This window comes from Amycolatopsis sp. NPDC059657, from assembly GCF_042734395.1.
In the GTDB taxonomy this organism is placed as follows: Bacteria; Actinomycetota; Actinomycetes; order Mycobacteriales; family Pseudonocardiaceae; genus Amycolatopsis.
Window position 1 is genome coordinate 174,838 of record NZ_JBHWEB010000001.1, and the last position, 14,975, is coordinate 189,812.

The following is a 14,975-nucleotide window of genomic DNA, read 5'->3' on the forward strand; positions in this document are numbered from 1 at the left end:
TGTCCCGGCACTGGCGCCGCTGTGTCGCAGTTGTGTCGTAAGAGAGCCGGCGGGCAGGCGCTCGACCGCCAGTCTGTCCATACTGGACACGTGGCGGCGATACTGCTCATCGAGGACGACCCGCTCGTCCGGCGCGGGCTTCAGCTGGCGTTGTCCAGGCACGGCCACGACGTGCGCACCGCGGAAACCGGCGAAGGCGGGCTGGAGGAGTTCCACGCGGTCACCCCGGATGTGGTGGTGCTCGACCTGATGCTGCCCGGCATCGACGGATTCGAGGTCTGCCGCCGGATCCGGGCGACCAGCGAGGCGCCGGTGATCATGCTGACCGCGCGTGGCGACGACTTCGACGTCGTCGGCGGCCTCGAGGCCGGCGCGGACGACTACGTGGTCAAACCGGCGCAGCCGACGGTGCTCGACGCCCGCATCCGCGCGGTGCTGCGCCGCGTCCCCGGCGGCGTCGCCGACGGGGTGCGGACGCACGGCGACCTGCGGATCGACACCACCGCGCTGACCGTGTCCGTGCGCGGCGAGGCGGTGACGCTGACCCCGACCGAGCTACGGCTGCTGCTGACCTTGTCCCGTGCTCCCGGCCGGGTGTTCAGCCGCGACCAGCTGCTGGAAGAGGTGTGGGAGCAGAGCCATCTCGGTGACTCCCGGCTGGTCGACAACTGTGTGCAGCGGTTGCGGGCGAAGGTCGAGGCCGATTCGGCGAGCCCGGTGTACGTGCAGACCGTGCGTGGGTTCGGTTACCGGTTCGGACCGGTATGAACCCCAGGAGGCTGTGGCCGCGCGGGCTCCGTGCCCGGCTGCTGGTCGCCTTCGTACTGGTGGCGGTGTCCGCGGCCGGGGCGGCGGCCTGGTCGAGCGCAGGGTCGGCGAGCACCGCGCTGGTCACCTCCACTCAGCAGCGGCTCACCGAGAGCGTCACCGGCCAGATCGCCGCGGTCGCCCCTCAGCTGACTTATCCGCCGGACCAGCAGGCACTCGACCGGCTGCGTGCGGCGGTCGGCGTGAACGCGCTGGTGACCTACCAGGAGCTGCGTTCGCAGGACAGCGCCGGCTTGGTCACCGACTCGTTGCGCGCCGCGGTACGCACCCAGAACCGGCTCGTCACCCAGCGGGTCGTCGCGGGCGGTACGCCGTGGTTGCTGATCGGCACACCGGTCATGGTCACCGCACCGGACGGTACCCGTAGCCCGTCGGGTATCGAGGTGTACTCGGCGCATGATCTCACCGGCATCGAGCAACAGATCGACGGCCTCGCCCGGTCCGCGATGGGCACCGCCGCGGCGGCACTGCCGCTGGCGGTGCTGCTGGCGGTGTTGGCCGCGGGCAGCGTGCTGCGCCCGGTGCGGAAGCTGCGGGACACCGCGTGGCGGCTGGCTTCGGGTGACCTTGACGCGCGCACCTCGCCGCGGGGCGCCGACGAGCTGGCCCAGTTGACGCTCAGCATCAACGAGATGGCCGAGTCGGTGCAGCGCATGCAGGCCGACGCCAAAAGGTTCGCCGCGGACGTCTCCCACGAACTGCGCACCCCGCTGAGCACGCTGACCGCGGTGGTGGAGGTATTGGCGGCCACGGCGGACCGGATGGAGCCGGACGCGCGGGAATCCGCGCACCTGGCGATCACCGAAACCCACCGGCTGGTCCGGCTCGTCGAGGACCTGATGGAAGTGTCCCGCTTCGACGCGGGCACCGCCCAGGTGCGCTTCGAGGATTTCAACGTGGCCGACGCCGTGCGGGAGTGCTTGCGTGCCCGTGGCTGGCTGGATCGGGTCGATCTGGTGGCACCGGCGGAAATCCTGGTGCGCGCGGACCGGCGCAGGCTGGACGTCATCGTCGCCAATCTGGCAGGCAACGCCTTGCGGCACGGCGCGCCACCGGTGCGCGTGCACGTCTCGGCTGCTCCCGGCCAGGTGCTGATCGAGGTCACCGACAACGGGCCCGGCTTGCCCGAACATGTGCTGCCGCACGTGTTCGACCGCTTCTACAAGGCTGACACGGCACGCACCCGCACCCCGGGCAGCGGACTCGGACTGGCGATCGCACTGGAGAACGCCCGCCTGCACGGCGGCGACCTCACCGCGGACAAGGCGCCAGGCGGCGGTGCGCGATTCTTGGTGCGGCTGCCTCGGAATCGGGAGGACCGGTGAAGCTGAGCTGGCTGCTAGTGGTCTTGTTGCTCGCGGGTTGCGGGGTCGAGCCTTCCGGACCGGACGCCGGGGGAGAGGCCCCGACCGGCCTCGCGCCTGGCGTGACGCTGTATTTCGTCGACGCACAGCGCCACCTCCAGCCGGACCTGCGCAAGTCCGGGAGTCTGGGCACGATCGCCGAGGCGACCTCGCTGCTGCTGACCGGACCTGGCGACTCGGACTTGCACACGGAGATCGCGTCGACCACGCGCGCCACGGTCGGGGTGACCACCGAACCCGGCGTGATCCGGCTGCTGGTGCCGCTGACCGTCCACGACTTCACCCCGCTGGGCATTGACCAGCTCGTGTGCACGGCGCTCGGCGTCCACGTGCAGAGCGGCGGCTCGCGTGCCACGAAAGTGCGGGTCCGGTTCACTCTGCCCACTCCCGAATCGGACCGCCTGCGGACCTGTCCCTTGATCACGTGATCAGCCGAGACCGGTGAGGTCGACGGCGGGCGGTGCCGGGGCGGGCAATACCAGCCACAGCACGGCAAGCACGGCCGTTATCACGGCGAACGCGATCATCCCGCTTCGTCCTCTTGCCCACCGCGCGCGGAACCGGATCGGGTCTTCGACCAGATATTTCGACAGCGTGGCCAAGCCGATCGACACGGCGAACACCAGTAAGGTCCGAGGCCACTCGCCGAGTCCGGTCCATTGTCCGGAAAGCAGCACGGAGACGGGCCAGTGCCACAGGTAGAGGCTGTAGGAGATCAGCCCCAGCCACCGCAATGGTTGCCAGGCAAGGACTTTGGCGACCACCGTGTGCGGCGCCAGCACACACGACCCGATCAGCAGCGCGGCGGCCAGCGAGTGCGCGAACAGCCCGCCGGTGAACAGCCACAACGAGTTCACCCCGTCGGCGAACCACCACAGCACGCCGATCCCGGCTGCCGAGAACGCCAGCACCGCACCCGCCACTCGGCCGGTCATCCTGGCCAGGACGGCACGCATCGGCCGGGTGGCGACCATCGCGCCCAGCAACAGCGAGAACGCCCGCGTGTCGGTGCCGGTGTAGACCCGGCTCGGATCCACCGGGTCGACCAGCGCGATCATCAGCAGCAGCGAAGCGACCGAAGCCACGAGCGCGACCACCACGACCCAGCGGTCCACCCGCCGCCCGCAACGGGCGATGACGAGCACCACCACGGGCCACACCAGGTAGAACTGCTCCTCGACGGCGACGCTCCACAGGTGCTCGAACACCCGCGTCTGCCCGAACCGGTCCCAGTAGCCGGCCGACTCCGCGAGCAGATGCCAGTTGAGCAGGTTCAGCTGCACCCACGGGCCGTCCGCGAGCGTGGCCCGCACGACATCCGGCGCCGCCACCAGCCACACCAGCACGGTCACTCCGGCGAGCATGGCCGCCAGCGCGGGCACCAGCCGCCGGATCCGCCGTCCCCAGAAAGCCGCCAGCGACACCGCACCGGTCGTCTCGACCTCGCGCAGCAACAGGTCGGTGATGAGGTAACCGGACAGCGCGAAGAACAAGTCCACGCCGAGAAACCCGCCGGGCAGGTGACCGGTGTGAAACAGCAGCACCCCCAGGATCGCGACCCCTCGCAACCCGTCCAGCGCGGGAAACCGCACCCTGCGCCCGGCGGCCGGGCCAACCGCCGGGACCAGCCGAATAGTCGTCATGGCACAGACTCTGCTGCGGCCGCGTCAGGCTGCCGTCCCCGCGACGTCGCAGTCGTGTCGCAACGATCGGCGCGCTTCCCGCCGATACTGCCGTGAGGGGTTTCAGTTCGGTGAGGTGACTTCGGCGACGAACCGCGCGGCGACCTCGTGCAGTTTGATGTTCTCCTGCTGGGATCTCGCCACCAGTTTCTGGAATGCTTCGTCGGCGGTGATGCGGTGGGCGGCCATCAGGATGCCCTTGGCCTGGTCGATGGTGGCCCGGGTGGTCAGCGCGGCGCGGAGCTGGTGCGCGCTGGCATGCGCGGCGACGGAGCGCTGGGTGGCGCGCAGGGCGAACGTCACGACGGTGGTGTAGAGCTCCAGTAGTTTCTCGTCGGTGTCGTGGAAACCGTGATCACCGAAGCCGAACAGGTTGATCGCCGCGGACGTGGTGCCGGTCACGGGCAGTGGCGCGGCGAGGTAACTGCCAACCCCGAGATCCGTGGCGGCGGCGGTGAATTCCGGCCAGTACCGTGCGGCGTCCTCGATCCGGACACGTACCACCGTGCCGGTGCGGGCCGCGCGCACGCAGGGGCCGTCGTCGTGGCGGTACTGCTCGGCGTCGATGTCGTTCGCCCTGGTGTCGGTACTGACCGCCGTCTCGGGGACGCCGTCGCGGATCAGGGTGACGCTGGCCAGGTCGGCGCCCGGCACGACACGGACCACCTGATCGCACACCGCTTGCAGCATGACGTCGAGGTCGGGCTCGCGGTCCAGCGTGGTGGTCAACGCGTCCAGTGCGTCGGTGACCTCGTCGAGATGATCGACCAGCCGATCCACACTCTCACTCATCGCCACAATTCCTTCCCGGCGCCCACTCGCACCGCAGGCCGGGAGGCGGGAGATCCGGACGCGGCGTGACGCGGGCCGCTGTCGTCATCAACGGATCCAGCGCGAAATGCTACGCCGACTCCACCGCTGTCCGGCAAGGTCGCCCGCGTAACGTCGCGCACAGGACGCGCGACTTAACAGGACCATCCCGTAGGTGATCGTCGAGTCACTCTGCGCAGGCAGGTCCGGTCACCTGTTGTCCCGCTGAATACGGAAGGTGAAGTCGAGCCTGCGCCACCGAGCGAGCTTGCGACCGTCCGGAGTGGGACCGTTCTGCTCCGCGAAGTCGACGATCAGGCCGTCCTTGACCCCGAACACGGTGTCGGAGTCGAGGTAGTCGCCACCGCGCACGAACAACTGCGTGATGAGCGTGCGGTATCCGGGCTTCGCGATCATGAAGTGCAGGTGCGGCGCGCGGTACGGGTGCCTGCCGGTGGCGTCCAGCAGACCGCCCACCGGGCCGTCTGCCGGGATGGGGTACGGCGAGGGGACGATCGTCCAGAACCGCAGCCTGCCGGCGGTGTCGGTGCGGAAACGGGCACGCAGCACCGGGCCGTCGCTGTCGGGTAACTGGACGTCGTAGAATCCGTCCTCATTGGACTGCCAGACATCGACGATCGCGTTCGGCACAGGGCAGCCCGCCGTATCGTCGACGATGACGTCGGTCCACAGTGGAGTTCCGGGTAGTCCGGCCGCGAGGTCGGTGCCGTGCGGGGTATCCGGTGGACCGTCCACATAGAACGGGCCGAGCACCGCGGACGGGGTCGTGTCCGGGGTTCGTGAGTTGGTCAGGATGTCGACGACGCTCGACACGCCGAGTGTGTCTGACAGCAGGATGAATTCCTGCCGGGTGTCGGTGGTGATCTGCCCGGTGCGGGTCAGGAACTCGATCGCGTATTCCCATTCGTCCTGCGTGATGTCGTTGCGCACGAGGAAACCGTGCAGGGTGCGCACCAGGTCGCTCAGCACGCCGCGGAGCCTGTCGGGCGCGGCCGCGAAGCTCGTGACGACCTGGCCGGTCAGCGCGCGTACGTCAGGCGGGGTTCCGGCCGCCGCGACAGGGCGGCTGCCGGACCACGCTCGGCCCAGCAGGTCGGCGATCCCGTCGCGGGTGAGCGCCCGCGGGTTCGGATAGGGCACCGCGACGGCCGTCTCGGCCGCCTTGATCAAGTCGCTTTCGGCGAGCCCGAGCTCGGCCAAGGACCGTGGTGCCGGCAGCGCGGAGATCAGGTCGTGTATCCCGGTCGCCGCGTCGGGTGCGCCGAGGGCATCGGCGATACGGCGCATGACGTCCGGTACCGCCGAAGTGTTGTACGCCATGACATAAGGCAACACGACGGTGTGGGTTTCGGCGTGTGGTGACCCGAACGTGCCACCCAGGATGTGACAGAGCTGGTGGTGCAGGCCCATGCCGGTCGAGCCGAGGCAGGTGCCCGCGAACCACGCGGCACGCAGCGCCGCCGACCGGGCGTCCACATCGGACGGATCGGCCGCGATCCTGGGCAACGCGTTCGCCAGCAACCGGATCGCTTCGAGCGCGAGCTGGTCGGTGACAGGGTTCGCCTCGGGGGAGTAGAGCGCCTCGACCGCATGCGCCAGTGCGTTGACACCGCTGGCCACCGACATCGGCACCGGCAGCCCGAGGGTCAGGTCGACGTCGTAGAGCACGGTCTCAGGCAGCACGCCGGGCGTGCGGATCGTTGTCTTGACACCGTTCTCGGTCTGCCCGAGCACCGGCGTCAGCTCCGAACCCGAATACGTGGTCGGCACGATCAGCTGCGGGAGACCGGTGCGTAGCGCGATCGCCTTGGCGAGCCCGGTGGCCGAGCCGCCGCCGACGGCGACCACACCGTCGGCCGAGTGCCCGACGGCCAGCCGCAGCGCTTGGTCCGTGACATCGACGGGGGTATGCATGGCTGCGCCGCCGAACCGTGCCGCCAGCAAGGAGCCGAGCGCCGCCTCGGCGCGTTTCGCGTGCCGGGGCCCGGCGATCAGCAGGAGACGGCCGAGTCCGAGGCGTTGGGCTTCGGCCGAGAGTGTGTCGAGTGTGCCGTGGCCGAAACGCACGCGGACGGGGGTTGCGGTATAGCTGAACGAAGTCATACCAGGAGTTCTCCGTGTGAATTAGTTCTTGATGCTGTCGTGCAGCGCGATGAGCTGATCACGCAGCAGATTCGCGGTCTCGCCGTCGATCAGGTCGCCTGCCTGGTCGAACCGCTCCGCGCAGCGGAACACCATGACCTCGGGGCGGGTCAGCACCGCTGATCGTGTCCACAGGAACACCTGACGGAGCGCCAGCTGCGCCCGTACGGTGCCGAAGTTGCCGGGCGCCGCGCCGGTGATCGCGATGGGTTTGTGCAGCAGTGCGGAACTGGTCGCGGGCCGGGAGGCCCAGTCCAGCGCGTTCTTGAGTACGCCGGGGATCGAGTAGTTGTATTCGGGGGTGGCGATCAGCAGGCCGTCGGCATCGGTGATCGCCTGCCGGAACCGCTGGACCGCCGCGGGCGGTTCGGCGGTGTCCAGATCGCCGTTGTAGAGCGGGATGTCACTGAGTCCGTCGTAGAGGGTCAGCGACACTCCGGCAGGCGAGTGTTTCTGAGCGGCTCGCAGCAACGCGGTGTTCATCGAACCGGCACGGAGGCTTCCCGAGATGCCGAGAATGTTCACTTCATTCATGGTGTTCAGGTAACGGCACCCGTGACGGCCGCGCGATCACGATGGGCCGGGTGACTCATTCACAGACTTTGGGTGTCACGTGCTCACAACGGCGAGCTGGTGAGGTGGGTGAAGACGGCGCGGACGCGGGGAAGGTGCTCGCGGCCCCGGCGCATCGCCAGATAGAGCGGGTTGACCACGGGGCTCTCCGCGGTGTGCGCCACGTCGAGCGTCCCTTGGGCGAGGCCCGAAGCCGCCAGGTACATCGGGACGACCGCATAGCCGGTGCCCGCCTGAACGGCCCGGACCACCGCCCGCATGTCCGGCACGGTGAGCGTCGGCGACGGTGGCGAGTCTCCCCAGCAGGCCCGGAAGTACCGGCGTGCCATCGGCATCGACTCGGCATAGCCGATGAATCGCTGCTTCTCCCCGGCCGGGTCGTAAGGCGCGCAGCCCGCCGGACCGACGAGCACGAATTCCTCGTTCTGCCACGGGAGCAGGTAAAGCTGCTTGATCGGCGCCCCTTCGACCTTGGTGAGGACGGCGATGTCGAGCTGGTCGGAGAGCAGTTTCGTGAGCACTTCGCCGGGGAGGCCGATCTGGCAGTGCAGCTCGATGCCGGCGTCGAGCAGCGGAAGGGTGTGCGGGAGCACCAGTTCGGCGAGCACGTCTCCCGGCGCGCGCGGCCGAGGACCTCGAAGCGGCCGCGCGGCTGCTGCTCGAGAACGGCTGGGGTTTCCGGCTGCACGCCACCTACGACGAGACGATCCGGCACGACCTCGACGTGTTCGAGAAGATCGCCGCGGACGGGGCGTTCCCGCCTGGCACGCGGTGGCTGTTCGACCATGCCGAAACCGTGACACCGCAGAGCCTGGACCGCATCCAGGCGCTGGGCGGAGCGATCTCGGTGCAGAACCGGATGATGTTCCAGGGTGAGGCGTTCGTCGAGCAGTACGGGGCGGAGCGAGCGGAGACCGCGCCGCCGATCCGGGCGATGCTCGACACCGGACTGCTGGTCGCGGCCGGTACCGACGCCACTCGCGTGTCCAGCTACAACCCGTGGCTTTCGCTGTCCTGGCTGGTGAGCGGACGCACGGTGGGCGGGCTGCGCCTGTACCCGGAGACCAACCGGGTCGACAGGGAGACCGCACTGCGCATGTACACGGTGGCGGGCGCGGAGCTCACCGGTGAGGCCGAGGCCAAGGGCACGATCTCGGTCGGCAAGTACGCCGACCTCGCGGTGCTGTCCGCGGACTTCTTCTCGATTCCCGAAGCCGAGATCCCGTCGATCGAGTCCGTGCTGACCGTGGTCGGCGGCAAGGTGGTCTACGGCGTCGCGGAGTTCGGCGGGGCGGCGTCGCCGCTGCCGGAGATCTCGCCTGCCTGGAGCCCGGTCGCGAAGTTCGGCGGCTACCAGAACGGTGGCGTCGAGCAGGCCAGGGTGCTGGCCGAGGCGGCCGCAGACTCGGTGTCCCAGCGAGAGTGGCGCGAACGGCGCGGCGAAGAAGTGTCCATTGTAGACTTCGAGGACGGTTGCTGATGGACACCGGGCTGTTGGTGCTCCGCGTGGTGATCGGCCTGGTGCTGGCAGGCCACGGGGCGCAGAAGGTGACGTACCTGTTCGGCGGCGAAGGGCTCGCCGGCGGGACCGAGGAGTTCCGCCGCGACGGTTTCCGCGGTGGTGTGCTCACCGCGCTCGCCGCTGGCGCCGGTCAGATCGGCGGCGGGCTGCTGCTCGCGGCGGGCCTGCTCACCCCGCTGGCCGCGGCCGCGCTGGCGGGCACCATGACGGTGGCGGCCGGAGTCAAGTGGCACAAGGGTTTCTGGGTGCAGAACGACGGCATCGAGTTCCCGTTCGTACTGATCGTCATCGCCGCGTCGCTGGCGCTCACCGGCCCTGGCTCGTGGTCGGCGGACGCCGTGCTCGGCATCGCATGGCCTGGCTGGGCTGGACCGGCCGCCATCGCGGCAGGCCTGGCCGCGGGCCTCGGCGCCCGTGTGGTGCTGCATACCCGAGGAGAGTTGAAATGACCGGACAACCACGCCCCTGGGATGGCTCGCTCTTGAGGGGGCCGGTGCACGGCCCGCTGCCGATCCTGCTGGTGGCACTGACCTTCACCACGGGCATCGTGGACGCGGTCAGCGTGCTCGGACTCGGCCGGGTGTTCGTCGCGAACATGACCGGCAACGTCGTATTCCTCGGCTTCGCGCTGGCGGGCGCCCCAGGGTTCGCGCTGCTCGGCTCGCTCGCCGCGCTCATCGGCTTCCTCGGTGGCGCACTCGCCGGTGGCGCCTTGATCCCCCGGCTGGGTGGTGACCGGCGCCGAGTCTTCCTTGCCGCGGTGACGACGACCGCCGCGTTGCAGGCCGCCGCGGTCGCCGTGCTGCTCGCGGTCCCTGCGGGGCCGGTGACGGCCGCGATCGTCTCCGCGTTGCTGGCGGTCGGGTTCGGACTGCAGAACAGCGTCGTCCGGCACCTCGCGGTGCCCGACCTGACCACCACCGTGCTGACCATGACACTCACCGGCATCGCGGCCGACCTGCACGGGCCAGGCCGGGGCACGTTGGTCCGCCGGGTACTGGCGGTCGTCACCATGCTGGCCGGCGCCCTGCTCGGCGCGCTGCTGGTGGACGGGCCAGGCTTGATCTGGCCACTGGTGGTGGTACTGGCACTGCAGCTCGGTATCGCGGTGGTCTTGCTGCTCCAGGATCGCGACGCGCCATGGGTTTCGCGGTAGCGGGCCCGCGACCGCAATGGCTTACGGGTCTGTGGCGGATTCGTCGGGTGTCGCCTCGTGCCCGGGTTCGCCGTTGGTGCGGCGGCGTCGTTTCAGATCGGCTTCGTGCACATGCGGGACGCCGTCGGTGAGCTGGCGGAAGGCGAACAGGTGGCCGCGGGCGGACGTGCCGAGTACCCGTTCGGACGAGTTCACGCACGTGGATTACCCGTTCTGGGGTGCTCGAGACGTCGGTTGGGCGATCGCGAGCCCGGCCACCGCGGTGAGCGCGTGCAGGATGTTGTCCGGCCAGTTGGCGTTCAGCGCGGCGTCGCCTTCGAAGCCCGCGATCGCCGCGACGATGCCGTATGCAGTCACGGCGGTGAACACGAAGAACGCCCCCAAGCCGAACAAACGGGCCTGACCGCTCTTGCGGGCGGCCACCAGGCCCAGCAGTCCGATCGTGATGTGCAGGGCGTTCTGCAACAAGCCCACCGAGAAGATCCAGACGGTGTTGGACGGCTGGTGGCCGTTCAGCGCGGTCGGATCCGGTGCGAGCAGGAAACCGAGCACACCGAGCGCGAGGTACACCACGCCGATGACCAGTGCCGCTGACCGAGGCAGCGTCATGACGAGTCCCCTTTCGTAATGCCGATCCACCAGGTGAGGCGGCCGGTGTGCTGCCGAGGCGGCACCCCGGCCGGTCGGCTACTGATTGCCGTTTCGGGATTCCTTCGCCCGGTCGGCGACATCGCCGGTCGCCGAACGAGCCTCGTCCGAGACGGTGGACGCGGATTCCGCGACCTCCGACTTGATCGAGTCGACGGCCTCCTGCGCGGGCTCCTGGAGGTTGTCCTTGATCTCCTCGGCCGCGTGCTGGGCGACCGGCTGGACATGTTCGCGGGCGAGGTCGGTCGCTTGCGCGGCCATCCGGCGCTCAGCCGCCGACGCGGGCAAGAGGGAAGCGACCAGCCAGCCCGCGCCGAGCGCGATCAGGCCCGCCGCCAGTGGATTACCCTCGGTGCCACGGCGAAGCGCTTCAGGTGTTTCGCTGATCGCTTCGGCCGCGGCGGAGGCGGTCGAGCTCACCTTGTCGCCGGCCGTCGACGCGACGGAGCCGATCTTGTCGCCCACCGAGGGGCTGTGCTCACGGGGGCTGCCCATCACCTTGTCCTTGGCTGAGCCCACCGCGTCGCGGACCCGGTCGATCCGGCGCCCGACGATCCGGCTCGGCGTGACCTTCTCGGTCAACGCGTTGACATCCGTGCTGATCCTCCGCTGGGTGGTCTCGATGTCACGGCGGATCTGGTTCGCTTCGTTCATGGTCGTTCACCCTTCAAGGCGCTGGGGACCTGCTGCAGCGTGTCGACGGTCTGCTCGGGTTTCGGGGAGACCCGGCGCATCTCCTCACGGCCTCTGGTGAAGAGCGCGGCGCCGATGACGAGCCACACCGCGGCCACGATGAGCGCGGCCCAGCCGTGGTCCATGACGTTCGCCAGTCCCCACCACAGGGCCACCGAAGCGAACAGCAGCACCATGTAGGCGGCGAATCCCGCACCGCCGAGCATGCCCGCGCCTTTCGCGGTCTTACCGGCCTCGGCTTTGATTTCGGCTTTCGCCAGGCCGACTTCCTGGCGGACGAGCGTCGAAAGGTCGCCCATCACGTTGGACATCAGTTCGCCGACCGAGGTGTCGCCGACGTCGGCGGGAGGCGGTCCGTCCGCGCGGGACATCACGGCGCTTGCCTCGGTGCGAGCCCGACTGGCTCGGGCGCGGTGGTCTCCGGGAGCGGACGCGGAGGCACGGCGGGAGTGATGGCCCCGTCGGTGGCGGGCGTCGAGGTCCGCGGGGGCTCGGGTGTGGCCTCCGTCTTGTGCTGGTGGCCGGCCACCGCGCCACGGGTGAGCCTGCCGATCACCGCGCCGGTGACCGCGGCGCCTGCGAGGAACAGGCCGGGACGACGGCGCGCGAATCCGCGTACCTCGTCGAGCAGGTCGCCCGGCTGCCTGGCTTCGAGCCATCGCGCGGCCGAGTGGGCGTGCCCGGATACTTGGCGGGCGACGTCGGCGGCGACTCCGGCAGAATCCGCCTGTCCCGCCATCCGGTTCAATTCGTCCGCCAGCCCGTGCAGGCTCTTCGCGGCTTTCCGCTGTCCTTCGGTCGCCTGGGAAAGCAGCTGCTCCCTGCCTTCCTGCAGCAGGTCGCGAGCTTCCTCCTTCGTATGTGCGGCAACGTGTTTCACTTCTTCAGCCGCCGTGTGCGCGACTTCGCCGCCGCGGTCCGCGGCGGTCGAGGCCAGCTCACGTGCTTCGGACTGGGAAGAGTGGGGCCCGGAAGGACGTTCTTCGTTGCGCGGTGGTGGCGACTGGCCGCCAAAACCCTGAGTCATTCCAACCTCCTGGCCGGATAATGAGCCGATGCCGACATCGGCGTTGAGCGGACCGGCTACCCGTGCGGTGACCCCCTAAACCGAATCGGCAGCAGATTCAGCCAGCCGCCAATGGCTTGGTGATCTTGTCGCACACCATCAAGACCGCGGTGGAACGCGCTGAAGACCGCTAATCCTTTTCGCCTGTCGCCAAAACTCGAACTCGCTGGCTTTCCCTGCAATGCCAGGGAACTCAGTGCTTTCCACACGCAAGGCGAAGGAGAAACGGATGTTCCGCCATACGGATCACTTGCAGTTCCAGGCAAAGCCGGAGAAGCCGGATCCCGTGTACGCGCGCAAGCTGCAGGAGCTCATCGGTGGCGCCTACGGCGAGATGACGGTGACCATGCAGTATCTGTTCCAGGGCTGGAATTGCCGGATGCCTGGAAAGTACAAGGACATGATCATGGACGTGGCGACCGAAGAGATCGGGCACGTCGAAATGATCGCGACGATGGTGGCGCGGTTGCTCGAGGGTGCTCCGGCGACGGAATCGACTCGGGCGGCACTCGCCGACCCGGTGACGGCGGCGGTGCTCGGCGGGATGGATCCGCAGCACGCGATCGTCGGCGGGGGAGGGGCGCTGCTCGCGGACTTCCGCGCCAACGTCGCCGCTGAAGCCCAAGGCAGAGTCCAGACCGCGCGGCTGTACAACATGACCGACGACCCCGGCGTCCGCGACATGCTGCGGTTCAACCTCGCCCGCGACACCTACCACCAGAACCTGTGGCTCGCCGCCATCGAGGAACTGCAGGCGGACGGGTTGGCGGGCGTGGTCGCGCCGGACGCGTTGTTCGACGAAGAACACGCCGAGCACGCGACCCAACTGTGGAACCTTTCCGACGGCAATGCCTCGGCCGAGGGCGGGTGGGCGAACGGGCTCGCCCCGGACGGCAGCACACCATGGCCTTCCTGCCCGACCCCGAACCGCTCGGCGGCCCCGGTACCCCGCCGCCGCCCGGTCCCCTGCTGTACGCCACCTATGACGGCAGCCTCGGGGAACCGCGGAAGCCTGAACTGGGCTCCGAGACCGGCGTGATCGGCAAGATCAAGAAGGCCATCGACTAGCTGTCGACGCCCATGGCAGGCGAGGTTCGCTCGTCCTCGCCTGCCACGGGCGGTCTCGCGCGTGAGGCGGACTGCGGCTCAGCGGGCTCGCGATTTCGCGGAGCAGGCTGACGATGAGTTCGGACTTGCCGCCGCGGCCTGCCAGACGACCTGCGCGTTGCTGCGTGTCATGCGTCAAGGAGTTGGCAGGGTTTGATCTTGATAGAGCTGGGCTCAGCACATGTACGTTTAGGCTCGACGGCGACCTCGGACAGGTCGAGTCCGATGATCCGGTCGAACGCGGCGAGCGCTTCGGCGCGTAGTTGGTGGAAACACCCCCGCAGCGATCCACTCATCGCGACGGGCTCGCAGCGTGGTGTCAGAGACCCGGTGTTCGAGGATTGCTTCGATGTCGACCCACGACGCCCCCGTGGTGAGGCGGATCAAGATTCCCCAGAACACCAACCGGTCGGGCACCCGTGGCCGGTGGCAGCCAAGCGGGTGGACTGCCGGAACTCAGGAGTCGCCGCTCACCGACCGATGCTGACGTGGCCGATGGGCCTGCGTTCCGAAGCGACCCACGGTCGCGACCTGATCAGTCGACGGGTTACTGGTTGAAGAACGTCTTCAGTACACGGGCCATGAGTTCGGGGTCGACGACGTGTCCCTGCCCGTCGAGCGTGTGTCGTTCGGTCTGGGGGATGGCAGCAATTATCGCTTTCGCGGCGCGGTCGAAGAAGTCGGTCGGGAGGCCTGCGAACTGGGGCTGGGTGGTCGGACCCTCGGTGGTCACCAGGACCGACTGAGTGATGCGGGCAAGTCGGTTTGTGGGGATCTTGTAGTCATTGAGGACCATGGCGTCCTTGACGAGCGTGTGGGCGAGCGCGACGGACGAGGCCCAGAGCGGGTGCTGTTTGCCAGCCGCGATGTCCGCGTCGGGTCCGCCGGTAAGCCTCATGAACAGTTCCAGGAGCTCCTCGTCCCGGCCGGCTTTGTATGCCTCGTGGGTGTCCGCGATGTACTGGTTGAACCTCGGCCACAGGTCGTCCCCGATCACGTACGGCACATCCCACACCGCGATCTTGTCGATCGCCGAACCTGCCGCTGCTGCCTCCAGCGCGAGGGCGCCGCCAGATGAGGCGCCGTACACGTGAGCCGAGCCGCCGGCTGTCGCAATCAGCGCGTCGAGGTCTTCCACCTCCCGCGCCACGGCGTACGGCGGTGTATCGCCGCTGTCGCCCCGGCCGCGTCGTGCGTAGTTGTAGACCGTGAAATGGTTGGCAAGGAGCCGGGCCAGCGGCGCGTTCTCAGCGCCGTCGTCCAGGGTGCCGCCGACGAGGATCACCGCCGGGCCAGTGCCTTTCCGGTCGTAGGCGATCCTCGTACCGTCGGCGGACGTCACACGAAGTGTCATCTCGTTCAC

17 protein-coding genes and 1 pseudogene are annotated in these 14,975 nt (G+C 68.9%); 7 read left to right on the plus strand and 11 right to left on the minus strand.

Annotated features, from left to right (window positions below; genetic code table 11):
• Window positions 1-90 precede the first annotated feature (90 nt).
• Genes ACFV15_RS00840 through ACFV15_RS00850 form a run of 3 tightly spaced genes read left to right on the plus strand, consistent with a single transcriptional unit; the run spans window position 91 to window position 2,620 of the window.
• Entirely contained in the window at window positions 91-768 is a 678-nt protein-coding gene (locus tag ACFV15_RS00840) for a response regulator (RefSeq protein ID WP_378348034.1), read from the plus strand.
• The gene (locus ACFV15_RS00845; RefSeq protein ID WP_378348035.1) at window positions 765-2,153 is read left to right on the plus strand and encodes an ATP-binding protein; all 1,389 of its coding nucleotides are present in this window, start codon (window positions 765-767) and stop codon (window positions 2,151-2,153) included. The genes ACFV15_RS00840 and ACFV15_RS00845 overlap by 4 nt, the downstream gene beginning before the upstream one ends.
• The gene (locus ACFV15_RS00850; protein WP_378348036.1) at window positions 2,150-2,620 is read left to right on the plus strand and encodes a hypothetical protein; all 471 of its coding nucleotides are present in this window, start codon (window positions 2,150-2,152) and stop codon (window positions 2,618-2,620) included. Before ACFV15_RS00845 ends, ACFV15_RS00850 begins: the two co-directional genes overlap by 4 nt.
• Here the strand turns inward: ACFV15_RS00850 and ACFV15_RS00855 are convergent, their stop codons facing one another.
• The 5 genes from ACFV15_RS00855 to ACFV15_RS00875 form a co-directional block, all read right to left on the minus strand.
• On the minus strand, window positions 2,621-3,835 hold the full coding sequence (locus tag ACFV15_RS00855; RefSeq protein WP_378348037.1) for an acyltransferase family protein: 1,215 nt from the start codon (window positions 3,833-3,835) through the stop codon (window positions 2,621-2,623).
• A 102-nt stretch (window positions 3,836-3,937) separates the two neighbouring features.
• Window positions 3,938-4,666, minus strand: coding sequence for an ANTAR domain-containing protein (locus ACFV15_RS00860; RefSeq protein WP_378348038.1), 729 nt, complete (start codon window positions 4,664-4,666; stop codon window positions 3,938-3,940).
• Window positions 4,667-4,894: 228 nt separating this feature from the next.
• Window positions 4,895-6,808, minus strand: a complete 1,914-nt coding sequence (locus ACFV15_RS00865; RefSeq protein WP_378348039.1) for a maleylacetate reductase and hydroxyquinol 1,2-dioxygenase domain-containing protein — start codon at window positions 6,806-6,808, stop codon at window positions 4,895-4,897.
• Between the two features lie 21 nt (window positions 6,809-6,829).
• Window positions 6,830-7,381, minus strand: coding sequence for an NADPH-dependent FMN reductase (locus tag ACFV15_RS00870; protein ID WP_378348040.1), 552 nt, complete (start codon window positions 7,379-7,381; stop codon window positions 6,830-6,832).
• 83 nt (window positions 7,382-7,464) lie between these two features.
• Window positions 7,465-8,028 carry a substrate-binding domain-containing protein gene (locus tag ACFV15_RS00875; protein WP_378348041.1) on the minus strand — a complete coding sequence of 188 codons (564 nt, stop codon included), beginning with the start codon at window positions 8,026-8,028 and terminating at the stop codon, window positions 7,465-7,467.
• A gap of 29 nt (window positions 8,029-8,057) precedes the next feature.
• Here ACFV15_RS00875 and ACFV15_RS00880 point away from each other — a divergent pair.
• The 3 genes and pseudogenes from ACFV15_RS00880 to ACFV15_RS00890 form a co-directional block, all read left to right on the plus strand.
• Window positions 8,058-8,900, plus strand: a pseudogene (locus tag ACFV15_RS00880) (amidohydrolase family protein); the annotation flags it as partial.
• Window positions 8,900-9,391: a DoxX family protein gene (locus ACFV15_RS00885; RefSeq protein ID WP_378348042.1), complete on the plus strand. Its 492-nt coding sequence runs from the start codon at window positions 8,900-8,902 to the stop codon at window positions 9,389-9,391. The pseudogene ACFV15_RS00880 and the gene ACFV15_RS00885, both read left to right, overlap by 1 nt.
• The gene (locus ACFV15_RS00890; protein ID WP_378348043.1) at window positions 9,388-10,098 is read left to right on the plus strand and encodes a YoaK family protein; all 711 of its coding nucleotides are present in this window, start codon (window positions 9,388-9,390) and stop codon (window positions 10,096-10,098) included. The genes ACFV15_RS00885 and ACFV15_RS00890 overlap by 4 nt, the downstream gene beginning before the upstream one ends.
• Before the next feature lie 21 nt (window positions 10,099-10,119).
• On the opposite strand, the gene ACFV15_RS00895 is transcribed toward ACFV15_RS00890, so the two are convergent.
• From ACFV15_RS00895 to ACFV15_RS00915, 5 genes are all read right to left on the minus strand, one after another.
• Window positions 10,120-10,293: a hypothetical protein gene (locus ACFV15_RS00895; RefSeq protein ID WP_378348044.1), complete on the minus strand. Its 174-nt coding sequence runs from the start codon at window positions 10,291-10,293 to the stop codon at window positions 10,120-10,122.
• A 9-nt stretch (window positions 10,294-10,302) separates the two neighbouring features.
• Window positions 10,303-10,707: a DUF4383 domain-containing protein gene (locus ACFV15_RS00900; protein ID WP_378348045.1), complete on the minus strand. Its 405-nt coding sequence runs from the start codon at window positions 10,705-10,707 to the stop codon at window positions 10,303-10,305.
• 78 nt (window positions 10,708-10,785) lie between these two features.
• The gene (locus ACFV15_RS00905) at window positions 10,786-11,400 is read right to left on the minus strand and encodes a DUF3618 domain-containing protein (RefSeq protein WP_378348046.1); all 615 of its coding nucleotides are present in this window, start codon (window positions 11,398-11,400) and stop codon (window positions 10,786-10,788) included.
• Window positions 11,397-11,810 carry a phage holin family protein gene (locus tag ACFV15_RS00910; protein ID WP_378348047.1) on the minus strand — a complete coding sequence of 138 codons (414 nt, stop codon included), beginning with the start codon at window positions 11,808-11,810 and terminating at the stop codon, window positions 11,397-11,399. The genes ACFV15_RS00905 and ACFV15_RS00910 overlap by 4 nt, the downstream gene beginning before the upstream one ends.
• A complete protein-coding gene (locus ACFV15_RS00915; protein WP_378348048.1) occupies window positions 11,810-12,466 on the minus strand; it encodes a hypothetical protein in 657 nt (218 codons plus the stop codon). The genes ACFV15_RS00910 and ACFV15_RS00915 overlap by 1 nt, the downstream gene beginning before the upstream one ends.
• A 268-nt stretch (window positions 12,467-12,734) precedes the next feature.
• Between ACFV15_RS00915 and ACFV15_RS00920 the strand changes: the two genes are divergently transcribed.
• The gene (locus ACFV15_RS00920) at window positions 12,735-13,544 is read left to right on the plus strand and encodes a manganese catalase family protein (protein WP_378348049.1); all 810 of its coding nucleotides are present in this window, start codon (window positions 12,735-12,737) and stop codon (window positions 13,542-13,544) included.
• A 615-nt stretch (window positions 13,545-14,159) separates the two neighbouring features.
• Here ACFV15_RS00920 and ACFV15_RS00925 read toward each other — a convergent pair.
• Window positions 14,160-14,966, minus strand: a complete 807-nt coding sequence (locus tag ACFV15_RS00925) for an alpha/beta fold hydrolase (protein ID WP_378348113.1) — start codon at window positions 14,964-14,966, stop codon at window positions 14,160-14,162.
• Window positions 14,967-14,975: the final 9 nt, after the last annotated feature.